Source organism: Streptomyces sp. NPDC090021 (assembly GCF_044748225.1).
Taxonomy (GTDB): Bacteria; Actinomycetota; Actinomycetes; order Streptomycetales; family Streptomycetaceae; genus Streptomyces.
In genome coordinates, this window is record NZ_JBIVFO010000048.1 from 1 (window position 1) to 22059 (window position 22059).

Annotated in this window: 19 protein-coding genes and 2 pseudogenes; 14 read left to right on the forward strand and 7 right to left on the reverse strand. The window is 73.7% G+C overall.

Annotation, left to right across the window (positions count from 1 at the left end):
- Window positions 1-84: 84 nt before the first annotated feature.
- Window positions 85-594, reverse strand: a complete 510-nt coding sequence (locus ACIPXC_RS29990) for a glycosyl hydrolase 2 galactose-binding domain-containing protein (RefSeq protein ID WP_401624347.1) — start codon at window positions 592-594, stop codon at window positions 85-87.
- Window positions 595-902: 308 nt separating this feature from the next.
- Here ACIPXC_RS29990 and ACIPXC_RS29995 point away from each other — a divergent pair, with 308 nt between their 5' ends.
- The 8 genes and pseudogenes from ACIPXC_RS29995 to ACIPXC_RS30030 form a co-directional block, all read left to right on the forward strand.
- Window positions 903-1640 (forward strand): VOC family protein, encoded by a 738-nt coding sequence (locus ACIPXC_RS29995; protein WP_401624349.1) that lies wholly within the window; start codon window positions 903-905, stop codon window positions 1638-1640.
- A gap of 63 nt (window positions 1641-1703) precedes the next feature.
- Window positions 1704-2813 (forward strand): helix-turn-helix domain-containing protein, encoded by a 1110-nt coding sequence (locus tag ACIPXC_RS30000; protein WP_401624351.1) that lies wholly within the window; start codon window positions 1704-1706, stop codon window positions 2811-2813.
- A gap of 245 nt (window positions 2814-3058) precedes the next feature.
- The gene (locus ACIPXC_RS30005; protein ID WP_401624352.1) at window positions 3059-4333 is read left to right on the forward strand and encodes a phenylacetate--CoA ligase family protein; all 1275 of its coding nucleotides are present in this window, start codon (window positions 3059-3061) and stop codon (window positions 4331-4333) included.
- Entirely contained in the window at window positions 4330-5655 is a 1326-nt protein-coding gene (locus tag ACIPXC_RS30010) for an MFS transporter (RefSeq protein WP_401624354.1), read from the forward strand. Before ACIPXC_RS30005 ends, ACIPXC_RS30010 begins: the two co-directional genes overlap by 4 nt.
- Window positions 5652-6812: a GNAT family N-acetyltransferase gene (locus ACIPXC_RS30015; RefSeq protein ID WP_401624356.1), complete on the forward strand. Its 1161-nt coding sequence runs from the start codon at window positions 5652-5654 to the stop codon at window positions 6810-6812. Before ACIPXC_RS30010 ends, ACIPXC_RS30015 begins: the two co-directional genes overlap by 4 nt.
- Before the next feature lie 5 nt (window positions 6813-6817).
- The gene (locus tag ACIPXC_RS30020) at window positions 6818-7966 is read left to right on the forward strand and encodes an acyl-protein synthase (RefSeq protein WP_401624430.1); all 1149 of its coding nucleotides are present in this window, start codon (window positions 6818-6820) and stop codon (window positions 7964-7966) included.
- Between the two features lie 2 nt (window positions 7967-7968).
- Complete coding sequence (locus ACIPXC_RS30025) at window positions 7969-10479, forward strand: acyl-CoA reductase (protein WP_401624432.1); 2511 nt, start codon at window positions 7969-7971, stop codon at window positions 10477-10479.
- A 131-nt stretch (window positions 10480-10610) separates the two neighbouring features.
- Window positions 10611-10811, forward strand: a pseudogene (locus ACIPXC_RS30030) (DUF4383 domain-containing protein); the annotation flags it as partial.
- A gap of 35 nt (window positions 10812-10846) precedes the next feature.
- On the opposite strand, the pseudogene ACIPXC_RS30035 reads toward ACIPXC_RS30030, so the two are convergent.
- The 3 genes and pseudogenes from ACIPXC_RS30035 to ACIPXC_RS30045 all read right to left on the reverse strand — a co-directional run.
- A pseudogene (locus tag ACIPXC_RS30035) lies at window positions 10847-11347 on the reverse strand (MerR family transcriptional regulator); the annotation flags it as partial.
- 19 nt (window positions 11348-11366) lie between these two features.
- Window positions 11367-11864: a DUF427 domain-containing protein gene (locus ACIPXC_RS30040; protein ID WP_401624358.1), complete on the reverse strand. Its 498-nt coding sequence runs from the start codon at window positions 11862-11864 to the stop codon at window positions 11367-11369.
- 12 nt (window positions 11865-11876) lie between these two features.
- Window positions 11877-12593 (reverse strand): UBP-type zinc finger domain-containing protein, encoded by a 717-nt coding sequence (locus tag ACIPXC_RS30045; protein WP_401624434.1) that lies wholly within the window; start codon window positions 12591-12593, stop codon window positions 11877-11879.
- Between the two features lie 18 nt (window positions 12594-12611).
- Between ACIPXC_RS30045 and ACIPXC_RS30050 the strand changes: the two genes are divergently transcribed.
- Window positions 12612-12758: a hypothetical protein gene (locus tag ACIPXC_RS30050; protein WP_401624438.1), complete on the forward strand. Its 147-nt coding sequence runs from the start codon at window positions 12612-12614 to the stop codon at window positions 12756-12758.
- A 50-nt stretch (window positions 12759-12808) separates the two neighbouring features.
- On the opposite strand, the gene ACIPXC_RS30055 is transcribed toward ACIPXC_RS30050, so the two are convergent.
- Window positions 12809-13873 carry an alkene reductase gene (locus ACIPXC_RS30055; protein ID WP_401624360.1) on the reverse strand — a complete coding sequence of 355 codons (1065 nt, stop codon included), beginning with the start codon at window positions 13871-13873 and terminating at the stop codon, window positions 12809-12811.
- Window positions 13874-14050: 177 nt separating this feature from the next.
- Between ACIPXC_RS30055 and ACIPXC_RS30060 the strand changes: the two genes are divergently transcribed.
- The 3 genes from ACIPXC_RS30060 to ACIPXC_RS30070 all read left to right on the forward strand — a co-directional run bounded on the left by ACIPXC_RS30060 (window position 14051) and on the right by ACIPXC_RS30070 (window position 17300).
- Window positions 14051-14593, forward strand: coding sequence for a MarR family winged helix-turn-helix transcriptional regulator (locus ACIPXC_RS30060; protein ID WP_401624362.1), 543 nt, complete (start codon window positions 14051-14053; stop codon window positions 14591-14593).
- Window positions 14594-15116: 523 nt separating this feature from the next.
- The gene (locus tag ACIPXC_RS30065) at window positions 15117-15794 is read left to right on the forward strand and encodes a M15 family metallopeptidase (RefSeq protein WP_401624364.1); all 678 of its coding nucleotides are present in this window, start codon (window positions 15117-15119) and stop codon (window positions 15792-15794) included.
- 201 nt (window positions 15795-15995) lie between these two features.
- A complete protein-coding gene (locus ACIPXC_RS30070; protein WP_401624366.1) occupies window positions 15996-17300 on the forward strand; it encodes an LCP family protein in 1305 nt (434 codons plus the stop codon).
- A 410-nt stretch (window positions 17301-17710) separates the two neighbouring features.
- Here the strand turns inward: ACIPXC_RS30070 and ACIPXC_RS30075 are convergent, their stop codons facing one another.
- Both ACIPXC_RS30075 and ACIPXC_RS30080 read right to left on the reverse strand, forming a co-directional pair.
- Window positions 17711-18943 (reverse strand): cation:proton antiporter, encoded by a 1233-nt coding sequence (locus ACIPXC_RS30075; RefSeq protein ID WP_401624368.1) that lies wholly within the window; start codon window positions 18941-18943, stop codon window positions 17711-17713.
- A 4-nt stretch (window positions 18944-18947) separates the two neighbouring features.
- The gene (locus ACIPXC_RS30080) at window positions 18948-19433 is read right to left on the reverse strand and encodes a cation:proton antiporter regulatory subunit (protein ID WP_401624370.1); all 486 of its coding nucleotides are present in this window, start codon (window positions 19431-19433) and stop codon (window positions 18948-18950) included.
- A 491-nt stretch (window positions 19434-19924) separates the two neighbouring features.
- Here ACIPXC_RS30080 and ACIPXC_RS30085 point away from each other — a divergent pair, with 491 nt between their 5' ends.
- Both ACIPXC_RS30085 and ACIPXC_RS30090 read left to right on the forward strand, forming a co-directional pair.
- Entirely contained in the window at window positions 19925-21259 is a 1335-nt protein-coding gene (locus tag ACIPXC_RS30085) for a hypothetical protein (protein WP_401624372.1), read from the forward strand.
- Between the two features lie 67 nt (window positions 21260-21326).
- Window positions 21327-21635 carry a hypothetical protein gene (locus ACIPXC_RS30090; protein ID WP_401624374.1) on the forward strand — a complete coding sequence of 103 codons (309 nt, stop codon included), beginning with the start codon at window positions 21327-21329 and terminating at the stop codon, window positions 21633-21635.
- The last annotated feature ends 424 nt before the right edge of the window (window positions 21636-22059 follow it).

Sequence of the window (22059 nt, forward strand, 5' to 3'; positions counted from 1 at the left end):
AGGCGCAGCGAACTCCGGCGCTTCGCGCCTCCGGGCCAAGGATGCGCTTCACCTCCGCCCTAAAGGACGGAGCGCTGCGCAAGATCAGAGGTAGATGTCGGCGGCGGAGATGACGCCGCTGAGGTCGAGGTGGGTGCGGGCCGTCGTGTCGGTGAGGGTCAAGTCGGAGCGGTACCACCAGGGCACGGTGAAGTCCGCGGTGGGGATCAGCTTCTGCCCGGTGGAGTGGAAGGGGTCCGGGTACAGGCCGGCGGCGAGCAGTGCGGCGAGAACGGTGGACCGGGGGCCCGCGGGATACCAGCCGGTGGCGGGATAGCCGGGGCTGGACACCGCTTCGGCGGTGTCGGTGACCTTGGCCGTGGACTGGACGGCGTAGCCCGAGAGGGGGGTCGCGCTGCCGGGTGTGTCGGGCACGACGGTCGTGGGCGCCGCGGCCGACGGTGTACGGGGTGCCGCCCCAGGGCCGGGTACGGCGGGGGCCGCCGCGCCGGAGGTGGCCGCGGTGAGGAGGAGCGCCAGGCCGGCCACTGCGAGGGCGACGGCCCGTGTGCCGTGGGGGCGGTGGTGGCAGGGGTGGGCGAGGCGGCGGAGCACGGGGCCTCCGGCGGGACCGGGCCCGGAATCGGGCGCGGCCGGCGGCGGGCGCGGCTGATCCACGGGCTGCTCATCGGGGTGGGGCGTCCCGCCCGCTGCGCGGCGGCCGGGCCGGAGGGCCGAGTCTGCCACGGGCGCGGTCGCGTGCGGTGGCGACAGCCCGTGGGGCGCCGGACCTTCTCCCGCCGGCCCCTCTCCCGCCGGCCTTCTCCCGCCCGGCCTCTCTCCCGCCCGGCCTTCTCCTGACGGGCCCCGCACGGCCCGTTAAGCCGTGGCCCTGACCTGCGAAAGCCTTTAGGATCTTCGACATGGCTACGCGACTCGTGCAGATCAACATGAAGGCCCAGGACGACTCGGCGCTCGGCCGGTTCTGGGCGGAGGCGCTCGGGTGGGGCATCGACAGCGAGGGGCCCGGCGTGACGAACCTCGAACCCGTGGGCTTCGCCTACCCCGACCCCAGCGCCGTCTGCATCGACCTCGTCGCCCGCCCCGAACCCAAGACGGTGAAGAACCGGGTGCACCTCGATCTGGCCACGACCTCCCCGGCCCACCAGGTGGAGCTGGTCGCGCGCCTGCGCGAGCTGGGTGCGACGCTCGCCGACGTGGGGCAGGGCGACGTCCCCTGGACCGTCATGGCCGACCCCGAGGGCAACGAGTTCTGTGTTCTCGAACCCCGTCCGGTCTACGAGGACACCGGGCCGATCGCCGCGGTCGTGGTCGACTGCGCCGACCCGCGGGCGATGGCCCGGTTCTGGGACGCGGCGATGGACTGGAAGCTCCACGAGGTCACCGACGACCGGGTGACCATGCGTTCCGCCCAAGACATCGGCCCCTACCTGGAGTTCATCCGCACCCCCGACACCAAGAGCGGGTGGAACCGCGTGCACCTCGACATCCGCCCCTACCACGGCGACGACCCGGCGGCAGAGGAAGCCCGGCTGCGCGCCCTGGGCGCCACCGACCCCGGCTTCGACCGGTCCGCGATCTCCTGGAGGGTCCTGGCCGACCCGGAGGGCAACGAGTTCTGCCTCCTCGCCCCTCGCTGACCCTGCGCAACAGCCGCCCGCCGGGCCCGCCCCCGCACGGCTCGGGCGGCCTATCCTCCAGGCATGGAGGCACTCGCCGCACGACTGTCGCAACTGGACGCGCACGCGGAAGGGGCGATCCGCGTCGTCGCGTTCTACGACACGCTGATGCGCCGGCGGGTGGATCTGCCCGCGCTGGCCCGCTCCTCGGCGGGGCTGGCCGAATGCGTGGCCGGGGTCCGGCTCCACGGTACGGGGCGCATGGTGCGTGCCTCGCCCGACGGAACGGACGCCGCCGCCCCGCCCGGATCCGCGTCCACCACCGTGCCCATCACCCTGGACGAGGAGGAGGTCGGCGCGGTCTGGCTGGAGCGCGGCGGCCCTCCCCACCCGCTCGACGACGTCCTGCTCGACCGGCTGGCCATCGCCGCCGCCGCGGTCCTCGAACGGTACGGCCCGGCCCGCACCACCATGGCCGACCCCGCCCTCGTGGAACTGGCCGTCAGCTCCGACTGCGACGAGGCGGGCCGGGCCCGGGCGCTGCGGCTGCTCGGCTTCGCCCCGGACCTGCCCGTACGCGCCGTCGCCGTGCGGTCGGACGTTCCGCTGGACCGGGTCGCCGCACTGCTCTGCCCGGGCCGCCCGGCGAAGGCGGCCCCGCTCACCGACGCCGGCATCATCCTGGTCGCCGCCCACACCGACGCCGGCGGCGCCTCCAGGGACACCTGCGGCGCCGCCACCGGCACCGCTACCGCCGCCCCCGACGCCATCGCCCCGGACCTGCTACCCGCAGGCGTCCGCGCGGGCGTGGGCACCGCCGGAAATCCCGTCATGTCCTGGCGGGAGGCCCGGACGGCCCTCCGCTTCACGGCCGAGCGCCGACCGGTCGTCCGCCACGCCGACCTGGGCGCGCTGGCACTGCTGGCCGAGATACCCGAGGACGTCGCACGCGCCAACCACGACGTGGCCGCGATCGCCCGCCTGGCGCGCCATCCGGAGGACCTGGAGACCCTGGACGCCTTCTGCGCAACGGGCTCCCTGCGCCGGGCCGCCGACCGCCTCCACCTGCACCACAGCAGCGTCGCCCGCAGGATCGAACAGATCACGAAGATCCTGGGCATCGAACTCACCCACCCCGCAGGCCTCCTGCGGGCCGGGCTCGCCCTCACCGCGTGGCGGCTGCTGGACAACTGACGCGGAACGGCCCGTGCCGCAAAAATTGTTGAATGTTGCCACAATGGCCGGGAATATTCGCTCAATTTGGTGACTTGCGCACTGATGTTTCATCATCGTGACTGCACGTCAGCTTCGACGTGCGTCGAGGAGGCGGGGGCGCCGGGGGGTCCCCCGTTCGCACCGGCAGATGCGGCAGGCGAGCCTTGCTCTCGCCGTGCCCCGCCGTGGCTCCCGTCCCACTTCCGTCACCTAGGCAAAGGCCCATGTCCGCCCAGCAGCTCTCGGACCTCATACGTTTCGCCCGTCACAACTCGCCCTTCTACCGGGACCTCTACGCGTCCTTGCCGGCGCACGCCGACCGGCTCACCGACCTTCCCGTGGTCGACCAGGAGGCGTTCTGGGCGGCCAACACCCTGCACGACAGCCGCGTACTGACCGGCCCGCTCAGCGAGGCCACGGTCTACAAGACCGGCGGCACCACCGGGTCCCCGAAGTTCTCCGTCTACACCCGGGACGAGTGGCGCACCTTCGTCACCTCCTTCGGGCAGGGCCTCGTGGACACCGGGCTGCGCCCCGGGCACCGCGTCGCCGACCTCTTCTACGCCGGGGAGCTGTACGCCAGCTTCCTGTTCGTCCTCGACTCGCTCGCCCACGCGCCCGTGGACAACGTCCGTCTGCCCATCGGCGGCGGCGCACCGCTGGAGTCGACGATCCCGACGCTGCGCGATCTCGCGGCGCAGGTGCTCGCGGGCACTCCCACCACCCTGTGCCGGCTCGCCGAACAGGTCGTCGCCTCCGGTGTCCGCCTCGACTCCGTCGAGCTGCTGCTCTTCGGCGGTGAGGCGCTCTTCGACGACCAGCGGCGCCTGCTGGCCACCGCGTTCCCCCGCGCCGAGGCCCGCTCCGTCGGCTACGCCAGCGTCGACGCCGGCCTGCTCGGCCGCCCGGTTGCGGGCGCCGACGCACGGGTGCACCGGGCCTTCACCCCGTACTCCGCCGTCGAGATCCTCGACGACACCACGGACGAGCCCGTCACCGAGCCGGGGCGCCCCGGCCGGGTCGTCGTCACGAGCCTGTTCCGCCGTCTGATGCCGATCATCCGCTACCCCGCCGGCGACCGGGCCGAATGGACGGGCACCGGACCGGGACACTTCCGGATCCTCGGACGAGCCGAGGAAGGCGTACGGGTCGGCCCCGTGTCCCTCTACACGCAGGACGCCCAGGACGCCGTGGCCACCGCCGACACCGCCGGTCACGTGGTGGGCATGCAGCTCGTCGTCCGCCGCTGGGACGGCCGCGACGGGCTAGTCCTGCGGCTGGCCACCGCCCCGGGCGGCGAACGCGACGCCGAACGGCGGGAGGCACTGGCCCGGGCCGTCGTCGCCGAGCTGGAGACCGTACGGCCGCTGTACCCCGACAGCGTGCGCGCCGGGTTCGTGCACCCGGTGTCGGTGGAATGGGCGCGCCACCGCGACCTCGCCGTCAACCCGCGCTCGGGCAAGCTCGTCCGGGTCCTCGACGAGAGGCCGACGGCATGACCGCCCCGGCACCCTCCTCCGCACCCACGCCCGCCGCCGCAACCGAGACCGCGGCCGCCGGCCCGGCCGGCTCCGCCCGGCGGGCCCCGCTGATCCTGCGCAACCGCGCCTTCGCCGCCGTGTGGCTGGGCCAGGTCCTCACCCAGGCCGCCGTGCGCATGTTCCAGGTCGGCGTTTCCTGGTGGATCGTGGCCTACGCCGTGCGCGACGCCCGCGGCCTGGCCTCCGGGCTCTTCATGGCCGCCTGCACCCTGCCCGCCGTGGTCCTGGCGCCCGTGGTGGCCCGCACCGTGGCGGGGTTCGCCCACCGTTCGGTACTGCGGACCGCCGCAGGCCTGGCCGCGGCCACGGCCGGTGCCCTCGCGGTGTGGGCGCAGGGCGGTGGACCGCCGCTGGCCGGTGTGTACGCCGCCGGCCTCGCCCTGGCCACCTGCCAGGCGTTCTTCGACCCGTGCCTGACCACGTCGGTGCCCGAACTCGTCGACGACGCAGACATCGAGACGGCGACCGGCTTCGAGCTGTCCACCCAGTCGCTCGCGGGCCTCGGCGGAGCGCTGCTCGGTGCCCTCACCGTCGACCGGGCCGGAATGGCCTGGCTGGCCGCCGGCTGCGCGGCCGCCTACGCGGGCGCCGCCGTCCTCGTCGCGAGCGCGCGCTTCCGCCGCCCGGCGCCTGCCGCGGCCTGCTCGGACGAACCTCCCGCGCGGCGCCCGCTCCGCCGCATCCTCGGTGAACTGCCCCACGTACGCCGGATCCTGGTCTGTTTCACCGCGGCGAACCTCTTCACCGCGGCCGTGTTCGTCGTGATCCCGCTCTACACCCGCTCTGTCCTCGGGGGCGGTGGCGGCACGGTCGCCCTGCTGGAGGCCTCGCTGGGTACGGGAGCGCTCATCGGTGCCTTCACCGGCACCCGCGTGCCGGGCCGGCCCACGGTCGCCGGTGCGTGCTGCCTGGGCCTGATGGCCCTCGCCCTGGCGCTGCCCGGCCTGTTCGCGCACCGCCCGGTCGTCGCGGGCTGCCTGGTGGTGGCCGGCTGGTGCGCCGGGGCCGTCAGCGTCCGCTTCGTGGCCCTCTTCCAGCGGCTGGTGCCGACCGCCGACAAGCCCGGCTTCTTCGCCGTGATGCAGGCCGTCCTGGGTGCCTCCCTGCCGGTGGCGTCCCTGGTGTTCGGCTCCGCGGGCGACGTCCTCTCCCCGCAGACGCTGTGTCTGGTCCAGGGCGTCGGCCTGCTGCCCGCCGCCTGCGCGCTGGCCCTGCCGGGGACCCGTACGCCCGAACCGGCGCCCCCGGCGGAACCGCACACCTCGGGAGGCGCCCGGTGAGCACCCTCGGCACCGCGGTCATCGCCCCGGCCACCCGGGCGGACATCGCCGAACTGCGTCAGCTCTACTACGCCGTCTACGGCCCCCACTACCCGGTGGCGCTCGGTACGGACCCGGCCGAGATGGCCCTGCTCATGGCGGACCCGCACTCCCTGTGGCTCGTCGCCCGCTGCGCGGCCACCGGGGCCCTGAGCGCGTCCGCCGCCATCCACGGCGAGGCCGGCAGCCGCATCGCCCGGCTGGAGGGCATCGCCGTGCACCCCGAGCACCGCTCCGCCGGTCTGGCCGCAGCCCTGACCGAGGCGCTCTGCGCGGAAATGCTGGACACGGGCCGGCTGGACTCGGTGTACGCGACTGTCCGTACCGTCGGTTCCGGCCCGCAGCGGGTCGTCGCCCGCAACGGGTTCCGCCCGCTGGGCATCCTGCCCAACGCGGTGGATCTCAGCAGCCGCGAGAGCCTCGCCCTCTACGCGCGTCACTCCCCCGGTGTGCTCGACCGCCGGGTGCCCGTCACCGAAGTTCCCGCCGCTCTGCTGCCGTTGCTGCGGACCGCCGGGGACGCTCTCGGCATCGGCTACCCGGGAGTGCGCGCCGCCGCCGGCCGGCCCCGCCCGGCACCCGGAGGCCAAGGGGGCGTCGAGCGGCTGGAGATGATCGAGGCGCCCGCGTTCGTACGCCGCCGTTTCCGGGAGCGGTTCCCGGGCGCGGAGGGCTGGTTCTACCCGCTGCACACCCCGAACGTGCTGCTCACGCCCGAGGACGGCCGGTTCGAGGTGTACGCGTACCTCAACCGCGCCGGTGGGTACTGCTCCCTGCTGACCGCCCACCCCGACCCGGCGGCCGCGGCCGCGCACCTCGAACCCGTCACCCGGGCCCTGGCCCGGGCGGGCGCCGGTTACGTGGAGGCGCTGGTGCCGCTCGCCCACGAGGAGGCGCTCTCGGCCTTCCTCGCCCAGGGGTTCGTCGCCGGAGCCCTCTACCCGGCGATGCGCGCGGACGGCGACGGCTTCCACGACTACGCCGTCCTGTCCCGCTCCAGCGAGCGGATCGACTTCCGCGGCGTCGCCGTCGAACCGCCCCTCCAGCCCTACCTGGACTGCTACGCGTCGGCCTGGGCGTCGGCGCACCTGCCCACACCATCCGAGGTTGCCCCATGAACCGCATGAACCCCCATCTCGCGCCGGTCGCCGTACCCGACCCGGCCCTCCTGCCGCACGTGCAACGGCTGTGCGACCTGACCGACCCCTACGCCCACGGCCCCGCGGTGGACGAGCTGTTCGCCGCCGCCATGGCGGAGACCAACGCCTGGCACACCGAACGCTCCCCGTTCTTCCGCTCCCTGTACGAGGCCACTCCCCCGGCGGAGCCGTACCGCACGCCGCTCGTCCACGCGAACTTCTTCAAGCGCCACGAGGTGCTCTCCATCCCGCGTGAGGACGTCGAACTGCACCTGACCTCGTCGGGCACCACCGGCCAGAAGTCGCAGATGTTCTTCGACCACTGGACCATCCGATCCGCCCAGCGCATGGTCGCCCGGATCTTCGAGCGCAACGGCTGGATCACCCCGGACCAGGAGGTCAACTACCTCCTCTACAGCTACGAGCCGGCCCCGTCGCTGAACCTGGGCACCGCGTTCACCGACAACTACCTGTGCGACTTCGCCCCCGCGCGCAGCGTCGAGTACGCACTGCGCAACACCGGCGGCGACCACGAGTTCGACCCCTTCGGCTGCATCGCCGCGCTGCGCCGCTTCGAGCGGGAGGACGCCCCGGTCCGCATCCTCGGCTTCCCCGCCTTCCTCTTCTTCACGCTGGAGCGGATGCGGGCCATGGGCATGGCGCCGCTGCGCCTGCCCGAGGGTTCGCTCGTCGTCCTCGGCGGCGGCTGGAAGGGCCACGCCGACCGGCGCATCGAGAAGGAGGAGCTGTACGCCCGCGTCACCGAGCAGCTCGGCATCCCGGGTGAGCGGATCCGGGACACCTTCGGGTCGGTGGAGCACTGCATCCCGTACATCGAGTGCGACCACCACCGGCTGCACGCCCCCGTCTGGTCCCGGGTGACGATCCGCTCCACCCGGAACCTGGAGCCCCTGCCGTACGGAGAACGCGGCTACCTGCACCTGGTGTCGCCGTACATCACCTCGGTACCGGCACAGAGCGTGGTCATGGGCGACCTCGCCTCCCTGCGGCCCGGCGAGGACTGCGGGTGCGAGCTGGAAACCCCCTGGTTCACCGTGCACGGCCGTGCCGGGGTGAGCCGCAACCGGAGCTGCGCCGTGGCCGCGGCGGAACTGATGAAGGGAATGGCGTGACCATGAGCGTGCACCACCACTACTGGCAGGGCTCCTTCGTCGGCGACGAGGAGGCCGGGCGCCGCCTCGTCGAGCTGCCGGCGGCCGTCGAGGCCGCGCTGTCGACGGAGCTGGCGACCGAAACCGTCCTGGCCGCCTGCGACTCCCTGGCCGCCGCGCTGCGCGACCCGGCCCACCCCGTGCACGGCCGGCTCGCCGCGCACCTGCCGGAGGGCGAGGACCCGGCGGTCCTGGCCGAGCTCGGCGCCCTCCTGGGGCGACGTGAACTGACCCGGAAGCTGCGCCGTGAACTGGGCGGCACGGCTCCGGGCCGGCTGAACCGGGCGGATCCGCGCGAGACGGTCTACGAGGCCTGGGCGCCCGTCGGCCTGGTCGCGCACATAGCCCCGGGCAACGCGGCGACCGTGGCGCCGCTGAGCATCATCGAGGGCCTGCTCGCCGGGAACGTCAACGTGCTGAAGACCAGCAGCGCCGACACCCTGTTCACGCAGCACCTGATGGCCGAGCTGGCGGCCATGGACCCCAGTGGTGCGCTGGCCGCGCGGATCGTCGTCCTGCGGTTCCCGTCGTCCCGGCAGGAGTGGCTGCGCCTGATGTGCGCGCCCGCGGACGCCGTCGCCGTATGGGGCGGGGAGGGTGCCGTGGAAGGCGTGGCGGCCCATGTGCCCGCCGGTTGCCGGCTGGTGGAGTGGGGGCACCGGATCTCCTTCGCCTACCTGACGAGTGACGCCTGGTCGGACGCCGTGACGCTCGGCGCCCTCGCGGACGACGTGTGCCTGCACGAGCAGCAGGCCTGCTCCAGCCCCCAGGTGGTCTACCTCGACACCGAGGACGAGGGCGAGGTGTTCGCCTTCGCCGAGCGTTTCGCCTCCGTGCTCGCGGCACGGCCGCCGGCGGTGGGCCCCGTGTCGGCGCCCGCTCCGGACCCGGCGGAGGCGGCCGAGCTGACCACCACCGAACTGGTGGCCCGACTGGAGGAACACCTCGGCCTGACCCGGGTGTTCGCCGCGCCCGACGGTTCGTGGCGGGTCATGGCCGACACCCGGTCCCCGCTCACCGCCTCGCCGCTGCACCGCAGCGTGTGGGTCAAGCCGCTGCCGCGGAAGCGGATGATCACCACTCTGCGCCCGATGCGCCGCTACCTGCAGACCGCGGGTATCGCGGGCAGCCGGACCGACATCGCCGAGCTGTCGCGCATCGCCCTGGCCGCGGGTGTCACCCGGGTGACACCGGTCGGGGCCATGCTGGAGAGCTACGCGGGCGAGCCGCACGACGGTGTGTACGCCCTCCAGCGCTACAGCCGCCGTGTCGCGGTGCAGGCCGACCCGGCCGTCTTCGCCACCACCGCCTGCCTGGACGACCTGGCCCGGCCCGTCGTCCTGCCGCCGCCGGCGGGCGCGCTGCTGGGCAAGGAGGACGTGCAGGAGCCGGGCCGGCGGGTGGCGCGCGCGGATGCCGAGCTGTACTTCCGCAGTGGCGGCAGCACCGGGGCGCCCGCACTGTCGATCTTCAGCTACGACGACTACGACACGCAGATGCACGCCGCCGCGCGCGGCCTGCTCGCGGCCGGCTACGACCCGGTCGGGGACCGTACCGCGAACCTCTTCTACTGCGGTGCCATGTACGGCAGCTTCATCAGCTTCTTCTCCGTGCTGGAACGCCTCGGCGGGGTGCAGCTGCCGCTGTCGGCCGGCCCCGACCACCGCGCGACGGCGCAGGCGCTCATCGACCACGGGGCGGACACCCTCTTCGGGATGCCCTCCTACCTGTGGCAGCTGCTGCACGCGGAGGCGGACGCCCTGCGCGCGTACGGCGGCCTGCGCAAGGTCTTCTACGGCGGCGAGCACTTCACCCAGGAGCAGCAGCGCACCCTGAAGGACACCTTCGGCATCGAGGTGATCCGCTCGATCACCTACGGCAGCACCGACCTCGGGCCGCTGGGCTACCAGTGCACCGAGAGCTCCGGCGGTGTCCACCACCTGCACGCCGACCTGCACACCATGGAGATCCTGGACCTGGCCGAGGACCGGCCGGTGACGCCGGGCGAGACCGGCAGGCTGGTCTTCACCACGCACGCCCGGCGCGGCCAGAACCTGGGCCGCTATGTGATCGGCGACCTGGGCCGGGAGGTCCCGGGCCGCTGTCCATGCGGCCGCCTCGCTCCCCGTTTCGAGCTCCGGGGCCGCACGGGCGACGTGATGCGGGTGGCGACGTACTTCCTCAACCAGCGCCGCTTCCTGGACCTGGCCGCAGAACGCGGCGGCCACCGGGGTGAGTTGCAGATCCGGCTCGACGTCACGGACGCGCGCGAGCGGCTGACCGTACGGGTGGAACGCGCCGGGGCGACGGATCCGGAGCGGCTGCGGGAGGTCTTCCTGGCCGGTTACCCGGAGCTCCGGGAGGCGGTGGCGGAGCGGCTGCTGGACCTGGTCGTGGAAACCGTCGACGGCGCCTCGCTGGACCGCAGCCCGACCAGTGGCAAGCTCCTCGCGGTGGTCGACGCCCGCCGCTAGGTCCCGTACCACGCTGCCCGCTGCCCGCCGTTCAGGTGGCGGGCAGCGGGCCTTTCGATGCAGAAACACTGCGAGTTGCACCGGCTCGCGGGGGCGGGTGACCGTGGGGGTCTCGGGATCCGTGCACCGTGATGCTCCAGGAGGGCCCCGTGCGCCTGCGTGACGAACTGCCCGTCGACCACCCGCTGAACCGGTTCTACCGGTTCGGGGCGGCCCTGTGCGGGCTCCTTCTCCTCGTGTTCGGCTGCCTCGGTTTCGCGGGCAGCCTGTCGGCCTTCGACACCGCGGGCCGCCAGGTCGCGGGCCTGTCCACCAACGGACTGCTCAGCACGGTCTCCGTCGTGGTCGGGCTGCTGCTCATCGCCGCGACCTCTTCCCAGGCCGCCACCAGGCCGTGGCCGTGCACCAGAGCGGCCAGCACCTCGTCCATGGCCGGGCCGTCCAGCCGTACCGCCGCCCGGGCCAGGCCCCGGAACTCCTGCCGGACGTCCCCCAGCGGCAGTCCGCCACCCGGTCCGCCACGCGGTCCGGCACCGCGGACCGCCCGACGCGCTCCGGCGGCGGGGGCAGGTTCGGGCTCCGCCGCGCGAGACCGGTCCGCCCGGGACAGCGCCACACCTGCTGCCTCGGACGGGGGTACTCCCGAGGTGGTGAGGCGGCACATGTCCTCCAGGACGGCGATGTCCTCGAAGGTCCAGCGCCGGTGCCGGCCGCCGTCCCGTACCGCCGGTCCCATGCCGTAGCGCCGGTCCCAGGACCTGAGGGTGGTGGGCGAGACCCCCAGGCGCCTGGCCACGGCTCCGGTCGTCATGCGGGGAGTACGGGGATTGCGGGGATTGCGGGAAGCGGGGGGAGTCTTCTCGGTCATGGCGCCACCTCCGGGTCGCTCACCAGCCCAGGCTCCCGGGCACGCCCTTGAAGGGGCCCGTGAGCTCGTCGGTGATCCACCCGCCGTAGAAGCCGCCCGGCTGGGCCCGGACCCGTTCTCCGTCCACCGTGCACGCCTCGACCCGGTCGGCGTGGAACGCCAGATGGCCGGTGATCGGCGCGTAGCCGGGCCGTGGGGCCTCGTAGCTCCAGGCGATGTCGGGCGCGGGCGGGGCGCCGAGTTCCGGACCGGGCCGCCAGTAGGTGGCGGTGCCCTTCCACTCGCACACGCTCCGGTGCTCCGAGACCCGGAGGAGTTCGATGCGTACGTCGGCCCGCGGTATGTAGAACACCGGCGGATGGCTGGTCTCCAGGACGCGGAGGCAGCGCCGGGAATCGGCCAGCGCCACTCCGGCGTGCCGCACCACCACGTGCCGCGGGTCGGGCTCGATCCGCGGTGGGCGCGGGTACTCCCACACCGATTCCGTCGCCGCCCTGTCCGTGCCGTTCGTTTCCATGGGGACCTCCCGTCAGTACCGTGTCCCGCCGGCCGACGGGTCCTCGGCGTTCCGCCCGGCCCGGACCAGGAAGACCTCGTCGTGGAAGCACCAGGCCCACTCCTCGTCCGGTGCGAGCGACACGGCTACAGGGTGCCCGCTCGCGGCGTGGTGCGCAGCGGAGTGGCGACCCCTGGAGCTGTCGCAGCAACCGACGTATCCACACGTCACGCACTGCCGCAGTCTGATCCAGGACAGCCTGCGCGGCAGGCACCCCGAGCATCCGGCGGACGGTGCCGCCGGAGCCGCCCTCCCGTTCTCCAGGAGGTCGAGGTGCGCGCAGGCGCGCCCGTACGGTCGCCCCGCGTCGGGCGCGACCTGCCACCGTCCGGGTCCTCCCATCGAGCCTCCGCCCCTCGGTCGGAAGGCGTCCGCCGCTCTCGGGGACACCCCTGCGCTCCCTCTTCGACCGGAGCACGACGAACGGATGCGGCGCCGACCAGGAATCGGCGGGGTGCGTCCGAAAGGCCAGGAATCCGGGAAGGGGCAACGAGGACGCACGCACCGCCCCCGTCCGGGGCCTCGCCCGGCTCGGGGACCTGCCGGAGCAGCTCCGGCAGGAACGCGAACGGGACGACAGCGCTCCGTGAGGCCTTCCGCCGCCGGACGGCCCGGAGTTCCGGGACCGTCCACTCCCGTGTGGCCCGGGACTCCCCGGATCGGTCCGGGCCGGGCGCGCGGCCGGGGCATCCGGTGCGGGTGGACCACGTGACCGTCTCCCCACGGGGGGCGGCTCCGCCGGCCGACCACCGCGAGCACCGCCGCGACCACCGCCGCGAGCGCTCCGGCCTCGTCATCGGCGACGTCGTCGACACCGCTGCCCGGGGCCGCCGCGGACACCACCACCGCGGCTGATCCCGCCCGGCGGTCGCCGCGGTGACTGCGGCGCGCCACGATGACGTCCTTCAGCGCGTCGGGTAGTCCGTGTAGCCGCGGGCGTCGCCCCCGAAGAAGGTGGACGGGTCCGGGGTGTTGTACGGGCCTTCGGTGCGCAGGCGGTCCGGCAGGTCGGGGTTGGCGAGGAACAGCGCGCCGAAGGCGACGAGGTCGGCGGTGCCGTCCTCGACGAGCGCGAGGGCGCGGTGGTCGGTGGGGCCTTCCGTGGCCGGGTTCAGCACGAGGAGTCCGGAGAACTGCTTGCGCAGGGCGAGGGTGGTCTCCCGCACCTCGGGGCCGTACTCCAGCACGTGCAGGTAGGCCAGCCCCAGCCCGTCGATCTCCTTGACCAGCGCCTCGTAGACGGGCTGCGCGTCGGGCTCGGAGATGTCGTTGTACGGGTTCCCGGGCGAGATGCGCAGGGCCGTGCGCTCGGCACCGATCGCGGCCGCGACCGCCTTGACCACCTCGACCGCGAAGCGGATGCGGTTCCCGGCCGGGCCGCCCCACTCGTCGGTGCGCAGGTTCGAGCCCGGGGCCAGGAACTGGTGGATCAGGTAGCCGTTGGCCCCGTGCAGCTCCACGCCGTCGAAGCCCGCCTCGATGGCGTTGCGGGCGGCCTCGGCAAAGTCGGCGATGGTCGCCCGCACCTCGTCGCCGGTCAGCTCGTGGGGGGTCGTGAAGTCCTTCATGCCCTCGCCCGTGAACAACTGGCCGGCAGGCCTGACCGCCGACGGGGCCACGGGGACGAGCCCGTCGGGCAGCAGCGACGGGTGGCCGATGCGGCCGGAGTGCATCAGCTGGGCGAAGATCCGCCCGCCGGCCGTGTGGACGGAATCGGTGACCTCGTGCCAGGCCGCGACCTGCTCGGCGCTGTGCAGGCCGGGGGTGAAGGGGTAACCCTGCCCGACCACGGACGGCTGGACACCCTCACTGATGATCAGACCGGCCGAGGCGCGCTGGGTGTAGTACTCGGCGACGAGGGGGGTGGCGATACCGCCCTCCCCTGCGCGGCTGCGGGTCATCGGCGCCAGGGCGATCCGGTTGGAGAGGGTGCTCCCGGCCAGGCGGACGGGATCGAAAGCGCTGGTCATCTTTGCCTCCACAGATATTTGGTCGGCCAATTAATGGCCGCGGGAAGCAGCGTACCTCATTACTTGGTCGGCCAAGGTAAAATCTGCTCGGCGGGTAAAATCGGCGGAGCGGACGACGGTCCGGGCGGGGACCCGCCCACCGGACCCCGCCCCACCCCACCCAGGAGGAGCGCCCCCATGACCGCGGAAGCCGCCCAGGAACCGGGCACGCCCACGCAGTGCCCGACCGTGCCCGGCGCCGTACTGGACGGGCCGGTGAGCCACGCGATCAGCCGGGTGGCCCGGCTCCACCGGATCGTCGCCGGCCGCCTCCTGCGGGAGCTGGGCCTGCACCCGGGCCAGGAGTTCCTGATGATGCACCTGTGGGACAGCGGGGCCGTGCGACAGTCCGAGCTGATCAAGGCGGTCGGGCTCGACCCGTCCACGGTGACCAAGATGCTCCAGCGACTCGAACAGTCCGGCCACGTGCGGCGCCGCCCGGACCCGGCGGACCGGCGCGCCTCGCTGGTGGAGGCGACGGAGGCGAGCTGCGGGCTCCTCATGGCGGTCCGCGGGGCGTGGGGCGAGCTGGAGCGCCAGACCCTGGAGGCGCTGGACGACGCCGAACGCGCCGAGCTGGGCCGCCTGCTGGGCAAGGTGGAGGGGTCCCTCTGCACGGCGGTCGCCCGGGGCGGCGACGCGGAGTGCGGAACGCCGGACAGGGGACCGCTCGGCTGCTGAGCGGACGCCCCCGCCGCCTGGCCACCGGCCCCCGGTCACCGGCTCCCGGCCACCTGCTCCCGGCTCCCGGCTCCCGACTCCCGGCTCCCGGCTCCCGGCTCCCGGCTCCCGGCTCCCGGCCGACACTAACGGCCCCGACCGGTCGGCCTCGGGCCGGCTCCGGGCCGGCTCCGGCCGCCGCGGACGGCCCGAACCGGTCGACTCCCGCCCGGGATACCCGCCGGGCTCCGGCCCGGGTTGCATCGCGGGCCTCGCCCGGGGTGCGCACGACCTGCTCCTGCCCGGGGCGCACCGACGACTCGCACGCCGGATGCGCCCTACCGGATCACACCCTGACCCCGCCCTGCCGGGCGTACCCACGGATTCCGCCCGGCCGTCCCACCAGGCCCGCCCGGGTCGCGTCCGGCCGGCTCCCGACCCGCCCGCCCGGCGGGCGCACCAGGTCCCGTGCAACGGTGCGCACCGGGCCCCGCCGGGTCCGCCCCGGCATGCCCGCCTGCGGTGCTCGCCTTAGCGTGGTGGCGTGCGCCACACCACCGCGGCCGCAGCCGTGACGGCCGCCCTGTGCGCGGCCGCACTGGCCTGCTCCACGCAGGCCGCCCCGTCGCGGGTGCCGGCCGGACCGCCGGACCCGCCGGTACGGTTCACCTCGCGTGTCACGACAGTGCCGCAGGAGAAACTGGGCGCCTCCCACCGGGCGGGCTGCCCGGTCCCGCCGGACCGGCTCCGGCTCGTCCGCATGAACCACTGGGGTTTCGACGGCCGCACCCACGCGGGTGAGATGGTCGTCCACGAGAACGCCGTCCGCCCCCTCCTGCACGTCTTCGAGCGGGCCTTCGAAGCGCGGTTCCCGATCCGCCGGATGCGCGTGACGGCCGAGTACCGCGACGACGCGGAGGCCATGGCCGACGACAACACGTCCGCCTTCAACTGCCGTCCGGTCACCGGTGATCCCCGGCGACTGTCCCGGCACGCCTGGGGCGACGCCGTCGACATCAACCCCGTCGAGAATCCTTACGTCGACCTCAACGGGGTCGTCCACCCGCCGAACGCGCACGCCCACCTGCGGCGGTCCGCGGCCCGCCCCGGTCAGATCCACCCCGACGGCGCCGTGGCCGCAGCCTTCCGCGAGGTGGGCTGGCAGTGGGGCGGCCGCTGGACCAACCCGGACTACCAGCACTTCTCCGCCAACGGCGAATGAGCGCCACCGGCTCCCGGGACGGCCCGGCCGGTCCCGGCGGCCCGGCAGGTCATGGCGGCCCGCCGCGCGGGTGACACCGGCGTGTACACGACCGCTCCTCCTCCGGCTCCACCACCCGCTCCCCCTACAGTCGCGGCTCAGGTCCGTTTCGTCCCGTTCGGAGGATCCGCGTTGCGTCGACTCGCCGTTGCTCTCGCCTGCGTGACCGCCCTTTCCTGCGGATCCCTCGTGGGCCCGGAGACCGTATCGGCCCACACCGCCCCGGCGGCGGCAGGGGGCGGGCGGGGCACGAACATCCTGATCGTGGGCATCGACAGCCGCGCAGGACTCTCCACCGCCGAGAAGAACCGGCTCCACGTGGGCGGGAAAGGGTGCAACTGCACCGACGTGATGATGCTCGTGCACCTGTCCGAGGACGAGCGCCGCGCGAGCGTCGTCTCCATCCCCCGCGACTCCTACGTCGCCTATGCCGGCCCCGCCGTCCCGCCGCGCAGCGGCAAGATCAACGGTGCGTTCGCCCTCGGCGGCGGCCCGCTCACGGTCGCCACCGTCGAGAAGGCCACCGGACTCCACGTCGACCACTACCTGGAGACCGACTTTGTCGGCTTCGAGCGGACCATCGACAACCTCGGCGGCGGAACGGTGTGCACGGACAGACCGCTCAAGGACGAGAACTCCGGCCTCGACATCGCGGCCGGCCGCCACCACACCGACGGCAACGGGACCCTGCGCTACGTCCGGGCCCGGCACGTCAATCTGCGGCCCGGCGACCTGGGCCGTGTCCGCCGCCAGCAGCGCATGGTCAACGATCTGCTGGCCCGCCTCACCGTCGAGGGCGCCCTGGCCAGTCCCGTGCGCACGGCACGGACGGTCCACACCCTCCTGAAGACCGTGCGCACCGACGCGGGGACGGGCCCGGGCGACCTGATCCGGATCGGCTGGGCGCTCGGCCGTCTGCGAGCGGACCGTACCGAGTTCGCCACCGTCCCCATCCGCCTCTTCGACCACCGGGTGCCGGGGGTGGGGTCCACGCTCGTCTGGGACGAGGCCCGGTCCGCCGCGCTGTGGGAGGCCCTGGGCGCCGACCGCCCGATCACCGGTGACACCCGGATCCAGCCCGTCGCGGAGACCCCGGCGCCGACCAACCCGGCGGCCATCGGGGTCCGGGTGGACGACGCCACCGTGGCCGCGGCGCTGCGTGGCAACGGCTTCGTCGTCACCGACACCTCCCCGTCCGCACCGCCCGTACGCCCGGCGGGTCCGCCGGTCATCCGCTACGCCCCGGGCCAGGAGGAGCACGCGGCGACCCTCGCCGCGGCCCTGCCGGGCTCCCGGCTGGAAGCAGTTCCCGGTCACGACGCCGTCTTCGACGTCGCCGTCGGCGCCGAACCGGTACGGGTCAAGACCGTCACCTACGACCGCAACATCGCCGACGGCGCCCCGGTGACCGGAGCCGACCTGCGATGCGCCGAGCCGCCGGGACCGGTTCCGGCCGGCCGGTCGTGACCCGGCCCGCCAGGATGGGTGCCGAACCCGATGCGGGGTGCCGACGCCCCGGGTGATGGTGGAGGGGCGAGGAGGACTCCCGTTGCGGGAGGGAGGTGGCGCCGAAGCCGGTGTGTTCCCGCCCCGGCCGCGGCCCCAACGGGTCACGCAGGTCGCGGTGTTGTCCGTACGGGATGCCCTCCGGCGGAAAAGGGAACGCCTGGGGCGGGTCCGCGAAGTAGCGCCGGCCGCCCGGCGGGCGGGCCCCGCGGCGTCCGGTGCCATGGCGCCTCCCCCGGGCCCGCAGGGCCGAGGGGAAGCATCGCAAGGCGGAGGGGGCGCCCGAGTACCGGACGTACGCGGGCGCCCCGTCAGCGCGGCGCGGTGCGGTGCCGAACGCCGCGGGCCGGGCCGGACTTCGCGGACACGCCTCAGCGCTCCCGGGAGGCCGGTTCCGGCAGGGCCGCGGGGGCTTCCGCGACCGGGTCGACGCAGGCGCCGCCCGTCTGCCGGCGCTCGGTGACCCAGGCCGCGACGGGCTCGGTATAGCGGGCGGTGAGCGGCCCGATCACCACGAGGATGAGCACGTAGGCGGTGGCGAGCGGGCCCAGCGCAGGTTCGATGCCGGCGGTGACGGCGAGGCCCGCGATGACGATGGAGAACTCGCCGCGGGCCACCAGCGTGCCGCCGGCCCGCCAGCGGCCCTTGACGCCGATACCGGCCCGTCTGGCCGCCCAGTAGCCGGTGGCGATCTTCGTACCGGCGGTGACCACGGCGAGCGCGAGGGCGGGCAGCAGCACCGGCGGGATGCTGGCCGGGTCGGTGTGCAGGCCGAAGAACACGAAGAACACCGCGGCGAACAGGTCCCGCAGCGGGCTCAGCAGGGTGTGCGTGCCCTCGGCGACCTCTCCCGACAAGGCGATGCCGACCAGGAACGCGCCGACCGCGGCGGAGACCTGCAGCTGCTGGGCGATGCCCGCCACCAGCAGCGTCAGGCCGAGGACCACGAGCAGCAGCTTCTCCGGGTCGTCGCTGGAGACGAAGCGGGATATGTGGCGCCCGTAGCGGAGCGCGACGAACAGCACCGCCCCGGCGACGCCGAGGGCGATGGCCAGAGTCGCACTGCCGGCGGCGAGGCTGACCCCGGCGAGCAGGGCGGTGATGATCGGCAGGTAGACCGCCATGGCCAGGTCCTCGAGGACCAGGATCGACAGGACGACCGGCGTTTCGCGGTTGCCGAGCCGGCCCAGGTCTCCCATCACCTTGGCGATGACGCCGGAGGACGAGATCCAGGTGACACCCGCCAGGACCACGGCGGCGACCGGACCCCACCCCAGGAGCAGGGCCGCGGCCGCGCCGGGCAGCGCGTTGAGGGTGAAGTCGACGATTCCGGCGGGGTACTGGGTCTTGAGGTTGGAGACGAGGTCGCTGGCGGTGTACTCCAGACCCAGCATCAGCAGAAGCAGGATGACGCCGATCTCGGCGCCGATCGCGACGAACTCCTCGCTCGCGCCCAGCGGGAGGAGCCCGCCCGTACCGAAGGCCAGCCCCGCGAGCAGGTACAGGGGTATGGGCGAGAACTTCAGACGGCCCGCGACCCGGCCCAGCAGGCCCAGGCCGAGGATGATCGCACCGAACTCGATGAGGAAGACGGCAGAGTGCACGCGATCACTCCCTGCCGAGGATGGCCGCGGCGGCGTCGACGCCCTCGCGGGTGCCGATCAGGATGAGGGTGTCGCCGCCGGCGAGGCGGAAGTCCGGTGCCGGGGAGGGGCGGGCCTCTGCCCGCCGCAGCACGGCCACGACCGAGACGCCGGTCTCGGTGCGCATCCTGGTCTCGCCCAGAACGCGGCCGTTCCAGTGCGAATGCGCGGAGAGCTCGACGCGCTCGGCGACCAGGCCCAGGTCGGTGGTGTGCAGGAGGTTCGGGCTGTGGTGCGCCGGCGTCAGCGCGTCGATCAGCGAAGCCGTCTCGGCTCCCGTCAGGTGCAGCGACTCGGCGCAGGCGTCCGGGTCGTCGGCCCGGTAGAGGCTGACGGTGCGGGTGCCGTCCCGGTGTGCGATGACCGACAGGTTGCGGTGTTCGCGGGTGGTGAGGTCGTACTGGACGCCTATGCCGGGCAGTGGCGTCGTACGCATCCGTGGAGCAGGCACAGCCCATCCCCCTTGTGTTGTGAGCCTTGTGACGGTGGTGCGGCACGCGACGGATCCGGGGAGTCCTGGCGATCCGAGTCCGCCGAGCGATCCGAGTGCGCCGACTGCTCCGGACCGTCCAAGCATGCGGAATCCGCGCGGCCGGGTTCATGCTGCCATGTTTCGAACGGCCGGAACACGGGTGGCTGTACGGATGGACAGCGTCCTGCCCCGCTGACCAGGCGCTCTCGTACCTGCTCGTACAGGCCCTCCGCCTCCGTGAAGCGGCCGCCGGCGTGGGCGCGGACCGCCACGGGCCGTCACCGTGGTGTCTCCCACGCTGGTCCACACCGCCTGGCATCGGCCTGGCTCTGCCTGAAGGGACGTGATGGTTTGTCCGATCAGGCCGCAGCGGGTCGTTTGGGGCCGGGCAGGATTCCGACGGTTTGAATGGTGCCACCGGCAGCCACACGGCCGCCGGTACGCACACCACGTCAAGGAGACACCCCTTCATGGAACTCGCCTGCGGCCACGACGCACCCCCCTACGACCTCCCCGTCTGCGAGCACATCCGGACCGCGGCCGAAGAAGTGGACTTCTCCATCCACTACACCGGGCGGGGCCTTGAGCACCGGCGGATATGCGCCCTGTGCCGCCAGGACGCGGAGCAGGGGTGGCCGGTCGCCTCCGGCCGGATCTGCGAGGACTGCTCGGACACCTCGTACGGGAGCGTCGTCGGCTCCGTCGGACGTCCGGAAGTCATCGACGCCTCCCGTCCGGTCCCCGGCGCTGGTCCCCTGGTCCCCTTCCCCGCGGAGGCGGGCACGGTGGTGGACCTCGCGCCCACCGAGCAGGGACTGCTGCTGCTCGCGGCCGACGGGCGGATCCTGCTGTGGGACCCCGAGACGGGCTCCTGCGCGGAGAAGGCCCGCAGCACCGTCACCGTCCGGGCCGATGCCAAGCCGTGGTGCGGCCACAAGGAGACCCTGCGGCTGCACGCCTCCCGCAACGGCCGGTTCGCCGCCGTGGCCGTCGACTTCGGCGGCACCGGTGAGGTGCTGGAGCTGGAAGCCGGCACGGTCACCATGGAGCTGCGGCACGACAACTACCACTCCGACACCGTGCCCTACTCCCTGCTCTTCACCGTGCACGGCGGACGCGACGTCGTTGTGCACCGCACCCGGTGGAACCGGATCGCGGCCACGGACCCCGCCACCGGCGAACCCGTGGCGCTGATGCCGCGGGAAGAGGAAGAGACGGAGGCGGCTTGGACGCACTGCTTCTACGGCGCGCTGCACCTGAGCCCGGCCGGTACCCGTATCGCGTCGGACGGCTGGATGTGGCACCCGGTGGGCCAGCCCGTCACCTGGGACCTCGCCCGGTGGTTCGCCGAGGGTGAGGCCGCCTGGACCGGCGAGACGCCCGCCGTCGACTTCGTCCGGCTGCCGCCCGTCGCGTACCACTGGAACCGGCCCATGGTCTGGCTCGACGAGGATCGGTTCGTCCTCGGCGGTCTCGGAGAGGACGACGAAGCCATGGTCCCCGGCGCCCGCGTCTTCGACGTCACCCGCAGCGTGGACCTCGGCAGACTGTACTCGGGGCCGGACGAGACGGCGACGTTCGGCGGACCGGAGGGGCGGTTCTTCGCGGCCGACGGGCTGCTGTTCTCGGCCGGCGGCCCGGGCCTGGAGATCTGGGAACCCACCTCGGGCGCCCGCATCGGTTCGGTCCCCGGCTTCCACCCCACCCACCACGATCCCGTGCGCAACGAGCTCGTACAGCTCACCGAGGAGGGGATCCGGCGCCGCCCGGCCACCGGGACCCCGTCCCCCGACCGAACCGGCTGAGTCCGTCGAACGCCGCCCGGTCCGCCTTGCGGATCCTCGTGGCCCGCCGGGCGGTACAGTGCGCGCCGTGGACATACCCGACTGGTACGTCTGGATCGCTCTCGGTCTGGCCGTCGCGCAAGCCCTTGGTCTCGTTCCCATCGTCCGGCGGCTGCGCGGTCCCGACCCGGCGCTGCGCTCCCGGGCGCGCCTGGAAGTGCTGGATACCGCCGGCACCCTGCTGCTCATGGGCGGGCTGCTGCTGAGTCTCACGGTCGCGGAATCCTGGTTCTGGCTCGCTGCCGCCGGCTTCGCGCTCATCACCGCCGGCTACGCCGTCAAGGGTGTCCACCGGCTCCGCGCCCGCCGCCGTCCCATTCCCCGTGCGGGCCGGTAGCGCGGCCGGGCCGCGTCCCGGTCCGGGCGCGCAGAACCGCCCGTGGTGACCACGGGCACCGGCGGGTCCTGTCTGTACGGATGCTCTGACGCCACCCGATTGCGTTCCGACGTCTGACGCACCCGGGGTTCCATGCGGTGGCGGTCCACCGGCTGCGGTGCCGGGCGGGTGACCGACTGCTGGAGAAGCTCGCCGAGCAGACCGGCGAGGGAGCCTGCTGCCGCCCGGCCGACTTCGGCTTCAACGGCGCGCTCCACCTCGACGTTCTGCGCGCCAACGGCAGGGGCCAGGGGCAGCGGGCTTCATGGGGCGAGCGTGGTCGTAGGCCCCTGGACTTCCAGGACGACGGCCGTGCCACCGACACTCCGGTCCTCATACATCGTGATCGTTTGACCGGGCCGGAGGTGTCGCCACCGCGAGGGGT